A 14,147-nucleotide genomic window follows, 5' to 3' on the forward strand; every position below is an offset into this window, starting at 1 on the left:
GGAAAAGTTTGATGACCGGGCCGCCGGGGCCGACCCCCCGTCAAGGGGCCTCCGCTATAGTCAGGAATGGAGTCAGGAAGGGCGCCCCGACTGCAGCTGTTCGGCCTCCCGGCGCTGCTGGACGGCGAAAGGGTGGGGCCCCTGCCGCTGCAGCGGCCCACCTACCTGCTGCTGGTGCTGGCCCTGCGCGGCGAGTGGATCAGCCGCGAGGAACTGACCCGCCTGCTGCGGACAGACGACGAGGAACCGTCGTCCAGGGGCAGCCTGCGCCTGTTGCTGACCCGTGCCCGGCGCCTGCCCTGGGCGTCGCTGGCCCCACTGGAGTCCGGGGCCCAGCGGGTGCGCTGGCCGGCGCCCTCCGACGTGCAGCAGTTCCGGGAGGCGGTGGCGGCAGGACGCTGGGAGGAGGCCACCACCCTGTACGGCGCGCCCCTGCTGCGCGGACTTCCCCTGCAGGGGCTGCCGGGGCTGCACGACTGGCTGGAAGGCGAGCGGGCCGCCCTGCAGACCCTCTGGCTCACGGCGGTGCATGCCCGCGAGGCCGAGCTGGGGGCACGCGGGGATTTCGCCGGCGCCGCCACGCTGCTGCGCCGCGCACTCAGCACCGATCCGCTGTCCGAGGACACCCTGCAGCGTGTCCTGCGCGCCAGCCTGCGGGCCGGCCAGCGCCACGAGGCCCTGCAGCTTTTCGGGCACTTCAGCCTGAAGCTGCGGGAGGAACTGAACCTGGAGCCGCTGCCCCAGACCCTGGCGCTGGTCGAGGCCCTGCGGCAGACGGGGACACAGAGCGGTGAGGCGGATCAGGCGACGGAGGCTCAAACGGTGGCCTCCAGCGGCGGAAGCGCGGCCCCGGCCCTGATCGGCCGGGCCGCGCAGCGCCGGCAGCTGGGCGCCCGGATGGCGCGCGCCCGCGCTGCCCAGCCCAGGGTTCCGGACACCCAGTCCGCGCCGCTCGTGACCCTGCTGTCCGGCGAGTCCGGCTCGGGCAAGACCCGCCTGCTGCAGACCCAGCCCGGTTCCTGGGTGCGCTGCGCCGCCGGCCTGAGCCGGGTGCCGTATCTGCCGCTGCTGAACGCCGTGCGTGAGCTGGACGTGGCCGAGTCCGGGCCGGACGTCGGGCCAGACGTCGGGCCGGATGCTGGCTCAGCTGTCGGGCCACATATTGGGCCTGAGAGTGGGACTCCCGGCGCGCCGCCCGGGGGCTCCGGGCTGAAACCGCTGATCGCGGCGGCCGGGCACGCCCAGGGCACGCCGGACTCCGACAGGGAACGCCTGTTCGCTGCGCTGCTGGGCCGGCTCGGGGCCGGGCCGGGCGTGATCTTCGACGATCTGCAGTGGGCGGACTCCGGCACCCTGGACTGGCTGCGGTACGCCGCCCAGCGCGGTGTGCCGGTCTGCGGCGCTTTTCGTCCGGACGAGATCTCGCCGGCGCTGCAGGCCACCCTGGACACCCTGGAGGCGGCAGGCGGCCTGGAGGTGATTGCCCTGACCCCGCTGTCGGCCGATGATCTGGGGGCGCTCGCCAGCGCCTTTTCACCGGTGACCGGCCGCTGGCACGGCTTCCCGGGCTGGTTGCAGCGGCGCAGCGGCGGCAACCCGCAGTTCGCCCTGGAATGGCTGCGCTTCCTGCGTCAGGAAGGCGCCCTGCAGGGCGGCGGCGCGCCCCCGCTGGAACCGGCCCGCGGGCACCCGCAGGCGTCGGCGCCGGGCGATCTGGGCCGGCCGCCGGGCGCCCTGCCCGAACTGGTGCGGCGCCGGCTGGAGGGGCTGAGCGCGGCGGATCGCCGGGTGCTGGACGCCGGCAGCGTGCTGGGGGGCGTGCTGAGCCCGGCCCGGCTCTCCCCGCTGGTCGAGCAGTCCGGGTGGGAGGTCGGCGACGCCCTGGGCCGCGCGGCGCGCCTGGAACTGCTGGGACACGACGGCCGGCTGCACGACACGGTGCGGCAGACCCTCTACGACGCCCTGTCCGGGCCGCAGCAGCGGTTTATCCACGGGCGGGTGGTGCAGACGCTGGCGGGCGTACTGGACGCCCTTGAGCTGGCCGAGCACGCCGCGCTGGCGGGCGAGGAACCGGTCGCGGCCCGCCTGTGGTTCGAGGGAGCGCGGTATTCCTTCGGCGTGCGGCGCGGTTTCGAGCAGGAGGCCAGCGCCCTGTACCGGCGGGTGCTGCAGCTGCGGGGCCGCTCGCCCGACTGGTACCGGGCCTGCGCGTATCTGGCGGTGCGCGAGCGGGTCGACGGCCGCGCCGACGAGGCCCGCGCGCTGATCGACACCGTGCTGCGCGAGTCCGACGACCGCCTGGCCCGTGCGGTGGCCCGCGCCGAGGGGGCCAGCCTGGCCTACCTGGCCGGCCGCATGGACGAGGCGACCCGCCTGATCGGGCTGGCCGCCGAGGAGGCCGCGCCGCTGGGCGACCCCGGGCTGGCCCGCGACATCCTGCTCATCCAGGCGAACACTGCCCACTACCGGGGCGAATACGAAACCGCCCTGCATATCGCCGAGGGCGTGGTGGAGGCGCAGCGCCGCGAGCCGCTCAGCCACGGCGGCTGCAACTGGCTCAGTACGCTGGCCGCCAACCTGTGCGCGCTGGGCCGCTTCGGGGAGGCGCTGGAGTACTACCGCGAGCAACTGGAGGCGGCCCGCTTCCTGGGGCTGCGCGGCCAGCAGGTCACTGCCAGCAGCGACATCATCGCCACGCTGCACGATCTGGGCCGGATTCAGGAGGGCGTGGAACTGGCCGAGGCGGCGCTGGAGCTGGTTCAGTTCAACGACACCTACCCGCTGCGCTACCACATCGCGCTGGCCTACAGCCGTTCGGGGCGCCACGGGGAAGCGCTGGATCAGCTGCGCGAGGTGATGAACTCGGCGTCCGTGAACATGCGCGCCCACGCCCTGGCCCTGCTGGCCGAGGTGCATCTGCAGCTGGACGCAACCCCGCAGGCGCACGCGGCGCTGCGCGGCGGCCTGGAGCTGGTGGAGGGCTGCGACATCCTGACGGCCCGCGGGGTCATGGCCACCGCGCTGCTGCAGTTCGCCCCCGCCCCGCTGCTGCAGGAGGCCTGGCCCCTGATCGCCGGCCTGCGCCCGGAGACCCTACCTGCCTATCTGCGCGGCGATTTCGAATCGGCCCTGGCCGGGCGCCGGGGCCCGGGCGCGCTGTCTGAACCCCTGATGCCGGGCAGCGCTCTGCCGGGCACCAACTGAGCCCGGAACACGATCCGCCCTGCTCAGCGCCTATGAAACGCCGCTGAAACACCCGGGGCGTAGCGTGACCCCAGCGTGGGCTGCTTTCCGGCCTGTCCACGTTGCAGCCACCACGCGGGCCTTCCTCCTGTCGCCGTGCTTCCAGCCCTGGACACCTGATCCCACGATTACTCCACCCCTGGAGGACACATGTCTGCACGTTTTCCACGGCCCACCCTGCTCACCCCGCTGCTGAGCCTGCTGATCGCCTGCGGCGGCACGTCCCCGTCTGGCCCGCCAGCGCCCACGACGCCACCCGGCCCCGGGACGCCGCCCGGCCCCGGTGTTCCGCCGGGTACGCCGCCCGATACCGGCAAGTGCGCGGTCGAGTTCAGCGGGGTGGAGGACATCACCGTCGCCACGCGCATGGTGAATTCGCCGGCCGCCTGCGATTACCTGATCGATGGGGTGATCGACGTGACCTCGGTGCTGACCATCGATCCGGGCACGGTCATCAAGTTCGGGCAGGACAGCTCGGTGTATATCAGCTCGGGCGGCGTGCTGAACGCCGTGGGCACTCCGAGCCAGCGCATCAAGATGATCGGGCTGAACAAGACCAAGGGCTACTGGAACGGCATCTCGTTCAACGGCGCCCGCCCCAGCCGCATCGAGTACACCGACATCGAGAGCGCCGGTCAGACCGGGTACACCAAGAATTACGCGGCCATCAGCGGTGTGGACGGCACATTGACCTTCAAGAACAACACGGTGTCGGGCAGCTATGCCACGGGCATGAGTATCAGCGACCTGAACCGGCTGTACATCAAGGAGTTCGCCAACAACGTGTTTTTCGACAACGTGGGCTACGGACTGCGCGTCAGCACCCAGCAGGCGAGCGTGCTGGACGCGGCCAGCGACTACACCGGGGCGAGCAGGGGACTGCCCAACGGCGCTCCGTACGTCAAGCTCGACTGGGACGACACCGCCAACAGCACCACCCTGCACAGGCTGAACGCGCCGTACTACGTGAGCATCGCGGTGTACTACGTGGGCGGGCTGCTGACCATCGAACCCGGCGTGAAGATCGTGATGGACAGTGGCGCCGCCTTCAACCTGCATGGAGGCGCGATCCGCGCGGTCGGCACGGCCAAAGACCCGATCATCTTCACTGGCGAAAAGCCTGAACGGGGGTACTGGGACGGTCTGGACTTCTTCTATTCCGGGTCGGCGAACAACCGCCTGGAACACGTGCAGGTGCTGTATGGCGGCGGAAAGGGAGCCAACGTCTACGTCGGCCACGGCTCATACCTGAACATCCTGAACAGCCGCGTGGCCCACAGCAGCGGCTATGGCATCTGCCTCAACAGCCTCGATTTCGGCGACGCGAACGCCGATATCGACATCGGCACCGGCATGACGTACGAGGACAACCCGGACGGCAACGTGAATCTGGACTGCAGCTGAGGACTCGCGGCTGTTCCGGGCCCGCCCCGGCCGGGGGGACATGGTGAAATGGGACGGGTGAAATGGGACTCGGGCTGACCGTGACAGGTCTGTCCCCCCGGCCACCGCCCGAATGAGTTCCCGCCGGCTCCCCATCCCTGACCCACTGCCTATCCTCTGGCCCCCTCAGGAGATCCTTATGCCCCAGCTCCGCCACGCCCTGATCGGTCTTTCGCTGCTGCTCGCCGCCTGTGGGGGCTCGACCGGTCCGTCTCCGCAACCCCAACCCCAGCCACAGCCCCAACCTCAGCCGCCCGCCCTCAGCTCTATCGGTGGGGTCGTGGAGTCGCCGGGCGGCCGGGCGGGCACGTCCGCTCCGGTGGAAGCTGGGCAGATCATCTCCAGACCGTCGTGGTGGACTCAGCGCTCGGAGGTCGGGCGGCGGCAGGCGGCGGCAGGTGCGACCACCCGGGGCATCATCCCCGGTCAGTTCATCGTGAAGCTGCGGCCCGGCCTCAGCGCCCAGGCCGCAGAGCCGGCGACGCTCTTGGGCCGCCTGAGCGTGAACGGCGCCGCCCTGGAGCTGGTGCGCCCGCTGGGGCCGGCCGGGTTGGGGCTCTACCGTGCCCAGCCGGGCCTGTCGGTGGCCGGCAGCGCCGCGCTGCTCTCCAGTCTGGCAGCCCGCCCAGACGTGCTCTACGCCGAGCCCGACCGCTGGATGCACGCCATGAAGACACCCAACGACACCTTCTACCCGGTGCAGTGGGGCGCCCAGGCCATGAACCTGCCCGCCGCCTGGGACATTACGACCGGCAGCGCGGTCACCGTGGCCGTGGTGGACTCGGGCATCGTGGCGCACCCGGATCTGGCCGGTCGCCTGCTGCCCGGCTTCGACTTCGTGCAGGACGCGGCCAACGCCGGAGACGGCAACGGTGCCGACGCCGACCCGACCGACGAGGGCGGGGACAGCGGGTACCACGGCGCCCACGTGGCCGGGATCGTCGCGGCGGCGAGCAACAACGGCCGTGGCATCGCGGGGGTCAGCTGGGGCGCCCGGATCGTGCCGGTGCGTGTGCTGGGCAAAAGCGGCGGGGGCCCGATGAGCGACATCCTGCTGGGCATCTACTGGGCGGCCGGCGGCGAGCTCAAGGGCGTGCCCGTCAATCCCAACCCGGCCCGCGTGATCAACCTCAGTCTGGGCGGGGCGGGCGAGTGCTCAGCTGCCGAGCAGGAACTCTTCGATGCCCTGGCCGAAGCCGGGATCGTCACGGTGGTGGCGGCGGGCAACGAGAACAGCGACACCAGTACCAGCAGCCCCGCCAACTGCCGGAACGTGATCGCGGTGGGCGCGCTGGGGCCGGACGGCAAACGCGCCTACTACTCCAATCACGGCGCCCGCATCGATCTCATGGCGCCGGGAGGCAACACCGACCTGCTGCTCAAGATCGGCAGCGAGCAGTTTCCGGCGGGCATCCTGAGCACGGTCAAGGACGACCAGAGTGGCGAGTTCGTGTACGCCTTCTACCAGGGCACCTCGCAGGCCACGCCGCAGGTGGCCGGGCTGGCCGCGCTGCTGCTGGGCAAAGAGCCGGGCCTCAGCCCCGCGCAGGTGCTCGCGCGCATGAAGGCGGCGGCCCGGCCGGTCAGCGACGCGAGCTGCGGGGTGAAGTCGGGCTGCGGCGCCGGCCTGATCGACGCGGCCGCGACCCTGAAGGGCTCGGCGACCCCCACACCGACCCCGGCTCCGGTGCCTGCCCCGGTGGCGCAGATCAAGACCCTGGTGGCCGCGTTCTACGTGCTGCAGCAGGGCTTCGATCTGGCGCGCAGCCCGGCCACCCTGCTGGAGCCCAGGACGCTGAGGAATCCCTATCAGCTCAAGAACGCCCAGCCCGGCAAATATCTGGTGGGCGCGTGGCAGGACATCAATTCGAACGGCGAGGTCGATGAAGGCGAGCCGCTGGGCGCCTACCCGGACTTCGTGACGGTGGATTCGGTCGCGCGCACCATCATCGGCATCGACATCACCCTGGAGCCCTACCGGGCGAGCGCCACAGCGACGCGGGCGGCCACGGCCCAGACGCCGCTGCAGTCGCTGGCCCAGGCCATTCAGGAGCGGGCACCGACCCGGTAGCGCAGCCCTGCCGAGACCTCCGACACATCAAAAACGTCTCCCGGAGTCAGGTGCTCCGGGAGACGTCCTGTCCTTCCTGCTTACCCCGCCTGGTTGGGCAGCGGCGTTTCCCAGCCCAGGCGTTCTCGGCGGGCCACGAACTGGTGCAGCCTCAGGATGGCGTCGTTGCCCTGGGCGCCGCGTTCCTGGATGGCGCGGGCGGTGGCGGTGTCCAGGTAGGCCAGCCGCAGCAGTTCGGTGGGGTTCAGGCCGTCGCGGGTGGACTTGACCCCCCGTTCGCGGCGGATGGTGGCCGAGTCGGTGCCCAGCACCGAGCGGTTGGAGATCGAGCCGAGCTGGCCGTAGACCGTACCGTCGCCGCCGTGGCGGGCCACGGTGCTCATCAGCTCGCGGCGGGCGTGGGTGCTCTCCAGGCGGGCGGTCAGCCAGCGGCGCGCCTCGGGGTCGGGGTTGCGCTCGGCAATCTGGGCCGAGAGCCGCACGTCGCCCTGCATGGCGCGCACCAGCAGTTCCTGCGCGCGCTTTCGCCAGCGCCTGGCCTGAGGCGTGCCCAGCGTGAACGCCAGCCGGGCGAAGTCGGGCACGCTCAGCGTGGCCTCGGGGCCGGCGCCGAAGTCGCGCGTGGGGCTGTCCAGTTCGTGCTCGGCGGCCAGGGCCGACCAGGCGCTGTCGCTCAGGCCGAGCTGGGTCAGGGCGGTGGGGGCGTGCAGCAGTCCGTCGGCGCTGACGGGCAGCCGCACGGTGCCGAATTCAAGGGTCAACGGAGCGTTCTTCATACGAAGATTGTATCATAAATTCTGTACAGAGCATAATTGTGGGCTGATCCCGTCTTCATCTTCGGCGAGAGAAAACGGACGTCTGGAACGGCGTTTTAGGAATCGGCATGAGGATGAATTCTATCCTCCGCGCCCAACTGACCGATCCTCCGGCTCCCTCTCCGGCGACCTCCATCCAGGGGCCCTGAGCGGTGGGAGCAGCCCGGAACACAGGCACCGGCCGGGCACCGTTCCCGCCTTACACTGAGGCGCACGCACAATCCGCTCCTGCCGACGTCACCCCGCCCCCGGAGGCTTCCATGACCGATCCACAGGCCAGCTCCACCCAGGCCACCGCGCCCGGACGTGTCCCCACCCCCCTCAGCGTGAGCGGGCGCCTGCATTCCGACCCGCAGGCCGATATCGAGCACGCGGAGCGCGACCCGGAGGGCTTCTGGCTGGCCCAGGCGCAGGGCTACGAGTGGACGAGGGCCCCCACCACGGCCCTGATCTGGGAGCGGCCGCACATGCAGTGGTTCGCGGACGGCGAGACGAACATCACGCTGAACGCGCTCGACCGCCACGCCCGCGGCGAGACCCGCACGAAAGCCGCCTTCATCTGGCTGCCCGAACAGGGCGAGGCCCAGGTGCTCACCTACGGGATGCTGCACGAGCGGGTGGAGCGCGCCGCCGCCGGACTGCGGGCGCTGGGCGTGGGGCTGGGCGACCGGGTGGTGATCTACATGCCCCTGACCCCGGAGGGCTGTATCGCTATGCTGGCCTGTGCGCGCATCGGGGCCGTGCACTCCGTGGTCTACGCCGGCCTGGGCGTGAGCGCGCTGCGGGGCCGCATCCAGGACGCGGGCGCGCGGGTGGTGGTCACGGCCGACGTGGGCCACCGACGCGGCAAGCTGGTCGACCTGTACGCCATCGCCGCCGAGGCCATCGCGGATCTGCCGGAGGTCGAGCATCTGGTGCTGTGGGAGCGCATCACGACCTACTCGCGCGAACACGACGCCCGCACGGTCGCCTGGGAGAGCCTGTTCACCCACGGCCGCGCCCCGGCCGTGCCCGTGAACGCCGAGCACCCGCTGTTCATCCTGTACACCTCCGGCTCCACCGGCCGGCCCAAGGGCGTGCTGCACAGCCACGCGGGCTACATGATCGGCACGGCGTACCACCTCCGGAGCCTCTTCGACGTGCAGCCGGGCGACGTCTTTTTCTGCACCTCCGACATCGGCTGGGTCGTGGGGCACTCCTACATCGTGTACGGGCCGCTGGTGGCGGGCGCGACCGTATTGTTCCGCGAGGGGGCGCCCGACTTCCCCGATCCCGGCGTGCTGTGGCGCGCCGTCGAGCGGTACGGCGTGAACGTGCTGTTCACCGCGCCCACCGCGCTGAGATTGTTCATGAAACTGGGGGCCGAGGTCGCTGCGCCCTACGACCTGGGTTCCCTGCGCGTGATCGCCTGCGCGGGCGAGGCGCTGAACCCGGAAGCGTGGCGCTGGGCGCAGCAGCACCTGGGCGGCGGGCTGGGCGAGGGCGCGCACGCGGTCGTGATCGACAACTGGTGGCAGACCGAACTGGGCGCCCCCACCCTGGGCACCCACCCGCGCTGGCCCGCCCGCCCCGGCTTCGTGGGCCGCCCGCTGGCCGGTGTGGACGCCGACGTGGTGGACGAGCATGGCCAGCGCGTGCCAGACGGGCAGCAGGGCTTCCTGGTGATCCGCCGGCCCTTCCCGTCCATGATGCGCGGCATCCACGGCAACCCGCAGAAGTACGCGGAGATCTGGAACGAGAATCCCGCCGGCTACCTCTCGGGCGATCTGGCGATGCGCGACGAGCACGGCTACATCTCCATCCTGGGCCGCGCGGACGACGTGCTCAGCGTGGCCGGGCACCGCATCGGCAGCGCGGACGTCGAGGACGCGCTGGTCTCGCACCCCGCCGTGGCCGAGGCCGCCGTGATCGGCCTTCCCGACGAGCTGAAGGGACAGAGCATCGTCGCCCACGTGATCCTGCGCGCCACGCACAGTGACAGCCCTGGCCTGCGCGCCAGCATCAGCGAACATGTGCGCCGTGAACTGGGGCCGATCGCCACCCCCGGCGAGGTGCATGTGGTCGCCGCGCTGCCCAAGACCAGAAGCGGCAAGATCATGCGGCGGCTCCTGCGGGCGCAGGCGCTGGGCGAAGATCCGGGCGACCTGACCACGCTGGAGGGGTAGAAACACCCAACGTGGCCCTCACCGCCGCCCACACCGGCCCCCCTACACTTCCGCCATGCCCGCCGAAGCCCACCGCCAGCGCGAGAAACCCTGTGCCCGCTGCGGCCAGCCCTCTCCGGTCATGTACCGGATCGTCCGCCGCGAGGCCGAGGGCTGGGTCTTCCTGTGCCCACCCTGCCGCCGCGTGGAAGCCGAGGACAACCCCGAGTACCGCTACGGCGGCACCTGGAAGGCGGCCAAGGGACGTGGCGGCTCGGCGTAGCGGGTGAAGAAGTGAGGGTGAAAACAAAAAACCCGCCCTTTCGCGGACGGTGATAGGAAGACTATAGCGTGGTATGCACGGGAGGTCAAGGACACCGCACTGGATCAGAAAAATCGCCTCTGGGACAGCCTCCGCAGATCGGACACGCGCGAGCAGGTGCATAGGGCTCAAGCTGACCAAAATAAAAAACCCGCCTCTTCGGCGGTGATAAGGAAAAGATAGCGCGGTATGCAGCGGGCGTCAAGCGCATCCCCTGAGGCCCGATTCTGACGTGTGGGACAGGGCTTTCTCTCATATTCGCCGCCGACCCGATGTATAGCAGGGAGCGCCTTGTTCAGCGGGGCGGCCGGCTGGCACCGCGGATGACCTCCATCCAGTTCACGGCGATGTACAGGGGGAGGAAAGCCAGCAGGGTCGAAACGGTCGTGAGCGCCGCCGATCCCAGGAACAGGGCGAGCCCACCCCCCCCAGGCACGAGGAACCTGGAGATGAGGGTATTGAAGAACAGCAGGGGCAGGAACGACGTCACGATCACCGATCCCAGCACACCCCAGGCCGCCCGCATCCCCAGGTCGCCGCGCCCGACCCAGACCCCGTAGGCGAGGATCAGCCCCGCCGCCAGAAGGCCGAAATCGGAGCCCAGATTCCCCAGGTTGAAATTCGTGTTCGTGTTCATGCCTGACGGTACCGGAAAGACGCGGCTTTCCCGAGCAGAAGTGAGGCGGCGTCATCCAGACCGCCGCCCCTCTCCCCTCCCCTGCTCAGTTGTGCGTCATGTCCAGGGGCACGACCCACTGGGCGAATTCCTCTTCCGTGACGTGGCCCAGGGCTAGCGCCGCCTCTTTCAGGCTGCTCCCCTCCTTATGCGCCTTCTTGGCAATCGCAGCGGCCTTGTCGTAACCGATGTGCTTGTTCAGGGCCGTGACCTGCATCAGGTTGATCGAGAGGTTGTGCTCGATCTGGGTCAGATTCGGCTCGATGCCCACGGCGCAGTGGTCGTTGAAGGCGAGGCAGGCGTCGCTGATCAGGCGGACGCTCTCCAGCACGGCATGAACCATCACCGGCTTGAAGACGTTGAGCTGGAAGTTGCCCTGCGAGCCCGCGAAGGCCACGGTGGCGTCGTTGCCGAAGACGCGGGTGGCGACCATCGTCAGCGCCTCGCTCTGCGTGGGGTTGACCTTGCCGGGCATGATGGAGCTGCCGGGCTCGTTCTCGGGAATCACGATCTCGCCGATGCCGTTGCGGGGGCCACTGGCGAGCCAGCGTACGTCGTTCGCCATCTTCATCAGGGCGCCCGCGAGGGTTCGCAGAGCGGCGGAGGTCTGCACCAGGGCGTCGTGGGCGCTCAGCGCGGCGAACTTGTTGTCGGCCGAGCGGAAGGCGAAGCCGGTCTCCTCGGCGTACTTCTGCGCGGCCAGGTCGCCGAATTTGGGATGGGCGTTCAGCCCGGTGCCCACCGCCGTGCCGCCGATGGCGAGGTCGAGCAGTCCTTCCCCCGCGTGGCGCACCTCGGCGAGCGCGTAGTCGAGCTGCGCGACCCAGCCGCCGATCTCCTGGCCCAGCGTGATCGGCGTGGCGTCCTGCAGGTGGGTGCGGCCGACCTTGACCAGCCCGGCATACGCCCTGGCCTTGGCGTCCAGCGTGTCCCGCAGCTTCCCGACCGCGCCGTACAGCCGCTCGCTCAGTTCCAGTACCACCGCGATGTGCATGGCGGTCGGGAAGGTGTCGTTGCTGCTCTGGCCGCGGTTCACGTGGTCGTTGGGGTGGACGGGCGCCTTGCTGCCCATCTCGCCGCCCGCGATCTCGATGGCGCGGTTGGAGATGACCTCGTTGGCGTTCATGTTGCTCTGAGTGCCCGAGCCCGTCTGGAACACCACCAGCGGGAAGTGGTCGTCGAGCTTCCCGGCGATCACCTCGTCGGCGGCCTGCACGATCAGGTCGGCCACCTCGCGGGGCAATTCGCCCAGCTCGGCGTTGGCCTGCGCGGCGCCCTTTTTCAGGATGCCCAGCGCCCGGATGATGGGCCGGCCCCACACGAAGGTGTCGCGGCCGATGGGGAAATTGTGGATGCTGCGCTCGGTCTGCGCGCCCCAGTAGCGGTCAGCGGCGACTTCCAGGGTGCCCATGGTGTCGGATTCTCTGCGGGTCATGGGCCTGATTTTAGGGGGCGAGGGCGGTCACGGCGCAGGGAACATGGCGCAGGCCCCTGCAAACCCCAGGCACCGGGTGCTCACCAGCCTGGCCTGAGAATTTTCTGAGCCGCAGGCGGCTATGAGAGGAGCGTGGGAAGCCTGAGGATCGACGGAGAGGGCGGCCCAGCAGGCGGGCAGAGGCTGCCAGGGAAGTCACTTCGGGCAGGTGCCCCTCTCATCTCCAGCGCGCACCGACGACCATCTACGTGTCACATTCATGTGTCAGATGAGGACAGGCGGGTGCGGGCAGCTCTCTGGTGGTCAGGCTCCGGCGTCCTGGGTCATCTGGGATGAGTTTTCCATGAGTTTTTTGCCGTCACCCTGTCAGGGCTGAGTCATGCTTCATCCGGAGAACGCTGTGGCGAAGCTCAAAAGAGTCGAATTTGGTGCACAATACTCATTTGAACTGTCTCAATCTCCCCTTCATCTTCGATTGGAGCCAGCCCCGCAATTGCCAGATTGAACATCCGGTTACGTTGAGGCGCCTCGTCCCGAAGCTCCCCCCCCACGGTGTCGCGGCAGGAGACGTCATGAAGATCACCCGATTGACCGCAGTCGTCTGCACTCTCTCGCTGGCGTTGATGGCGTGTGGCACCAGCACCCCCCAGGCGGGCACCCAGCCTGCCCCGGCCCAGGCCGCGACGGCCGCCCAGATGAGCGACGCCCAGGCGCAGACCATGCTGGGCGCCGAGTCGCTGCGGCCCTCCAGCGGAGCCGTGACCAACGTCACCTACGCCTTCAAGGGCACGGTCACGCAGGGCCCCAGCACCGGCACCGTGCTGGCCGGAGATCTGAAGCTCAAGGTGCGGGCGCTGCGAAGCGGCCTGAGCTTCCTGGAGGGCACCCTGGCGGGCACCGTGGGGGTGCGGGGGCTGCTGTTCAAGGACGGCAGCAGCATCCTGGTCTTCGACGTGGAGCCTCAGGGCATCATCGGACGTGGCAAGCCCGGCGAGGCCAGGATGCTGAGCGGGGTCTTCTTCGGGCCGGACATCGGTGGAGGCGACCGGGGCACCTGGACGGCCACGCTGCAGGCCGCCCCTCCCGCCGAGGCGCCGAAAAGCGGTGCCCGCGCGCTGCACGCTTCCAGCGATACCCCGGCGGTGGATCTGCTGATCGACGGCGCCAAGGTCTCTCCCGCCGGCGGTTTCGCCTTCCGCACCACCTTCCCGAACAACGCGGCCGGCGGCGGTTACGCCCAGTTGCCCTCCGGCAAGCGCCAGGTCAAGGTCTGCGCCGCCGGCACCACCGTCTGCCCGGTCGCCGCCGCCCTGAATCTGGCTGCGGGGACGCGCTACACGGTCGCCGTGATCGGCACCCTGAGCCCCGACGACGACCACGGCAAGACCCCGCGCCCGCTGACCCCGCTGGTGCTGCAGGACAGCGCGGCCAGCAAGCCCGACAAGGCGCAGGTCAGGCTGGTTCACGCCGCCGCCACCCCCGCCGCCAATCTGGTGGATGTGTATGTCACGGCGCCTGGGGCCGACATCGGGAAAATTTCTCCGGCCATCGCAGACTTCCAGTACAGCAAGGATTCGGGATACCTGCCCCTGCCCCCGGGCGACTACCAGGTGAGGATCACGCTGCCGCACACCAAGACCGTGGTCATCGACTCCGGCAAGCTGTCGCTGATGGCGGGCAAGGTGTTCACCGCCTTCGCCGTCGATCCGCTGCCTGGCACCCAGGCCTTCGGCGCGGTGCTGCTGCAGGACAACTGAGAGGGATTTCGGCCATATCCATTCTATCCGGGAAGGCGTCAGATGCTCCAACGCCTGGACATCCGTCCTTGTTCCTTCCACCTGCGCCCCCGGTTCAGCCCGTTATTCAACGACGGGTTGAACCGGAATTCGTCTCAGTCGCCTCCCGGAGTTCTGGAGGCGACTGCAGCGCAGCCAGCCGTGCGGCTCCAGGCCACCCGCCAGCGAAGAACCGGCGATCGGGACATCGAGAAGCCGTGCG

General features: G+C 69.8%; 9 protein-coding genes. 6 read left to right on the top strand and 3 right to left on the bottom strand.

Annotated features, from left to right (window positions below; translation table 11 throughout):
* Window positions 1-66 precede the first annotated feature (66 nt).
* The 3 genes from CVO96_RS07985 (at window position 67) to CVO96_RS08000 (ending at window position 6,757) form a co-directional block, all read left to right on the top strand.
* Window positions 67-3,204 carry an ATP-binding protein gene (locus CVO96_RS07985; RefSeq protein ID WP_103311775.1) on the top strand — a complete coding sequence of 1,046 codons (3,138 nt, stop codon included), beginning with the start codon at window positions 67-69 and terminating at the stop codon, window positions 3,202-3,204.
* 189 nt (window positions 3,205-3,393) lie between these two features.
* Window positions 3,394-4,647, top strand: coding sequence for a right-handed parallel beta-helix repeat-containing protein (locus CVO96_RS07995; protein ID WP_165795240.1), 1,254 nt, complete (start codon window positions 3,394-3,396; stop codon window positions 4,645-4,647).
* A gap of 178 nt (window positions 4,648-4,825) precedes the next feature.
* The gene (locus tag CVO96_RS08000; RefSeq protein WP_243398221.1) at window positions 4,826-6,757 is read left to right on the top strand and encodes a S8 family peptidase; all 1,932 of its coding nucleotides are present in this window, start codon (window positions 4,826-4,828) and stop codon (window positions 6,755-6,757) included.
* A gap of 80 nt (window positions 6,758-6,837) precedes the next feature.
* Here the strand turns inward: CVO96_RS08000 and ddrC are convergent, their stop codons facing one another.
* Window positions 6,838-7,533: a DNA damage response protein DdrC gene (gene ddrC / locus CVO96_RS08005; RefSeq protein ID WP_103311778.1), complete on the bottom strand. Its 696-nt coding sequence runs from the start codon at window positions 7,531-7,533 to the stop codon at window positions 6,838-6,840.
* 299 nt (window positions 7,534-7,832) lie between these two features.
* On the opposite strand from ddrC, the gene CVO96_RS08010 reads away from it, so the two are divergent.
* The gene (locus CVO96_RS08010; RefSeq protein WP_103311779.1) at window positions 7,833-9,737 is read left to right on the top strand and encodes an acetate--CoA ligase; all 1,905 of its coding nucleotides are present in this window, start codon (window positions 7,833-7,835) and stop codon (window positions 9,735-9,737) included.
* A 55-nt stretch (window positions 9,738-9,792) separates the two neighbouring features.
* The gene (locus tag CVO96_RS08015) at window positions 9,793-9,999 is read left to right on the top strand and encodes a hypothetical protein (RefSeq protein ID WP_103311780.1); all 207 of its coding nucleotides are present in this window, start codon (window positions 9,793-9,795) and stop codon (window positions 9,997-9,999) included.
* 334 nt (window positions 10,000-10,333) lie between these two features.
* On the opposite strand, the gene CVO96_RS08020 is transcribed toward CVO96_RS08015, so the two are convergent.
* Both CVO96_RS08020 and fumC read right to left on the bottom strand, forming a co-directional pair.
* Window positions 10,334-10,675 (bottom strand): hypothetical protein, encoded by a 342-nt coding sequence (locus CVO96_RS08020; protein WP_103311781.1) that lies wholly within the window; start codon window positions 10,673-10,675, stop codon window positions 10,334-10,336.
* An 85-nt stretch (window positions 10,676-10,760) separates the two neighbouring features.
* On the bottom strand, window positions 10,761-12,149 hold the full coding sequence (gene fumC, locus CVO96_RS08025) for a class II fumarate hydratase (RefSeq protein WP_103311782.1): 1,389 nt from the start codon (window positions 12,147-12,149) through the stop codon (window positions 10,761-10,763).
* Between the two features lie 572 nt (window positions 12,150-12,721).
* Between fumC and CVO96_RS08030 the strand changes: the two genes are divergently transcribed.
* Window positions 12,722-13,906, top strand: a complete 1,185-nt coding sequence (locus CVO96_RS08030) for a DUF4397 domain-containing protein (RefSeq protein ID WP_103311783.1) — start codon at window positions 12,722-12,724, stop codon at window positions 13,904-13,906.
* Window positions 13,907-14,147: the final 241 nt, after the last annotated feature.

Source organism: Deinococcus koreensis, from assembly GCF_002901445.1.
In the GTDB taxonomy this organism is placed as follows: domain Bacteria; phylum Deinococcota; class Deinococci; order Deinococcales; family Deinococcaceae; genus Deinococcus; species Deinococcus koreensis.

Coding starts and splice junctions, on each gene's coding strand:
- CVO96_RS07985 (WP_103311775.1), top strand. CDS start 67: ATGGAGTCAGGAAGGGCGCCCCGACTGCAGCTGTTCGGCCTCCCGGCG.
- CVO96_RS07995 (WP_165795240.1), top strand. CDS start 3,394: ATGTCTGCACGTTTTCCACGGCCCACCCTGCTCACCCCGCTGCTGAGC.
- CVO96_RS08000 (WP_243398221.1), top strand. CDS start 4,826: ATGCCCCAGCTCCGCCACGCCCTGATCGGTCTTTCGCTGCTGCTCGCC.
- ddrC (WP_103311778.1), bottom strand. CDS start 7,533: ATGAAGAACGCTCCGTTGACCCTTGAATTCGGCACCGTGCGGCTGCCC.
- CVO96_RS08010 (WP_103311779.1), top strand. CDS start 7,833: ATGACCGATCCACAGGCCAGCTCCACCCAGGCCACCGCGCCCGGACGT.
- CVO96_RS08015 (WP_103311780.1), top strand. CDS start 9,793: ATGCCCGCCGAAGCCCACCGCCAGCGCGAGAAACCCTGTGCCCGCTGC.
- CVO96_RS08020 (WP_103311781.1), bottom strand. CDS start 10,675: ATGAACACGAACACGAATTTCAACCTGGGGAATCTGGGCTCCGATTTC.
- fumC (WP_103311782.1), bottom strand. CDS start 12,149: ATGACCCGCAGAGAATCCGACACCATGGGCACCCTGGAAGTCGCCGCT.
- CVO96_RS08030 (WP_103311783.1), top strand. CDS start 12,722: ATGAAGATCACCCGATTGACCGCAGTCGTCTGCACTCTCTCGCTGGCG.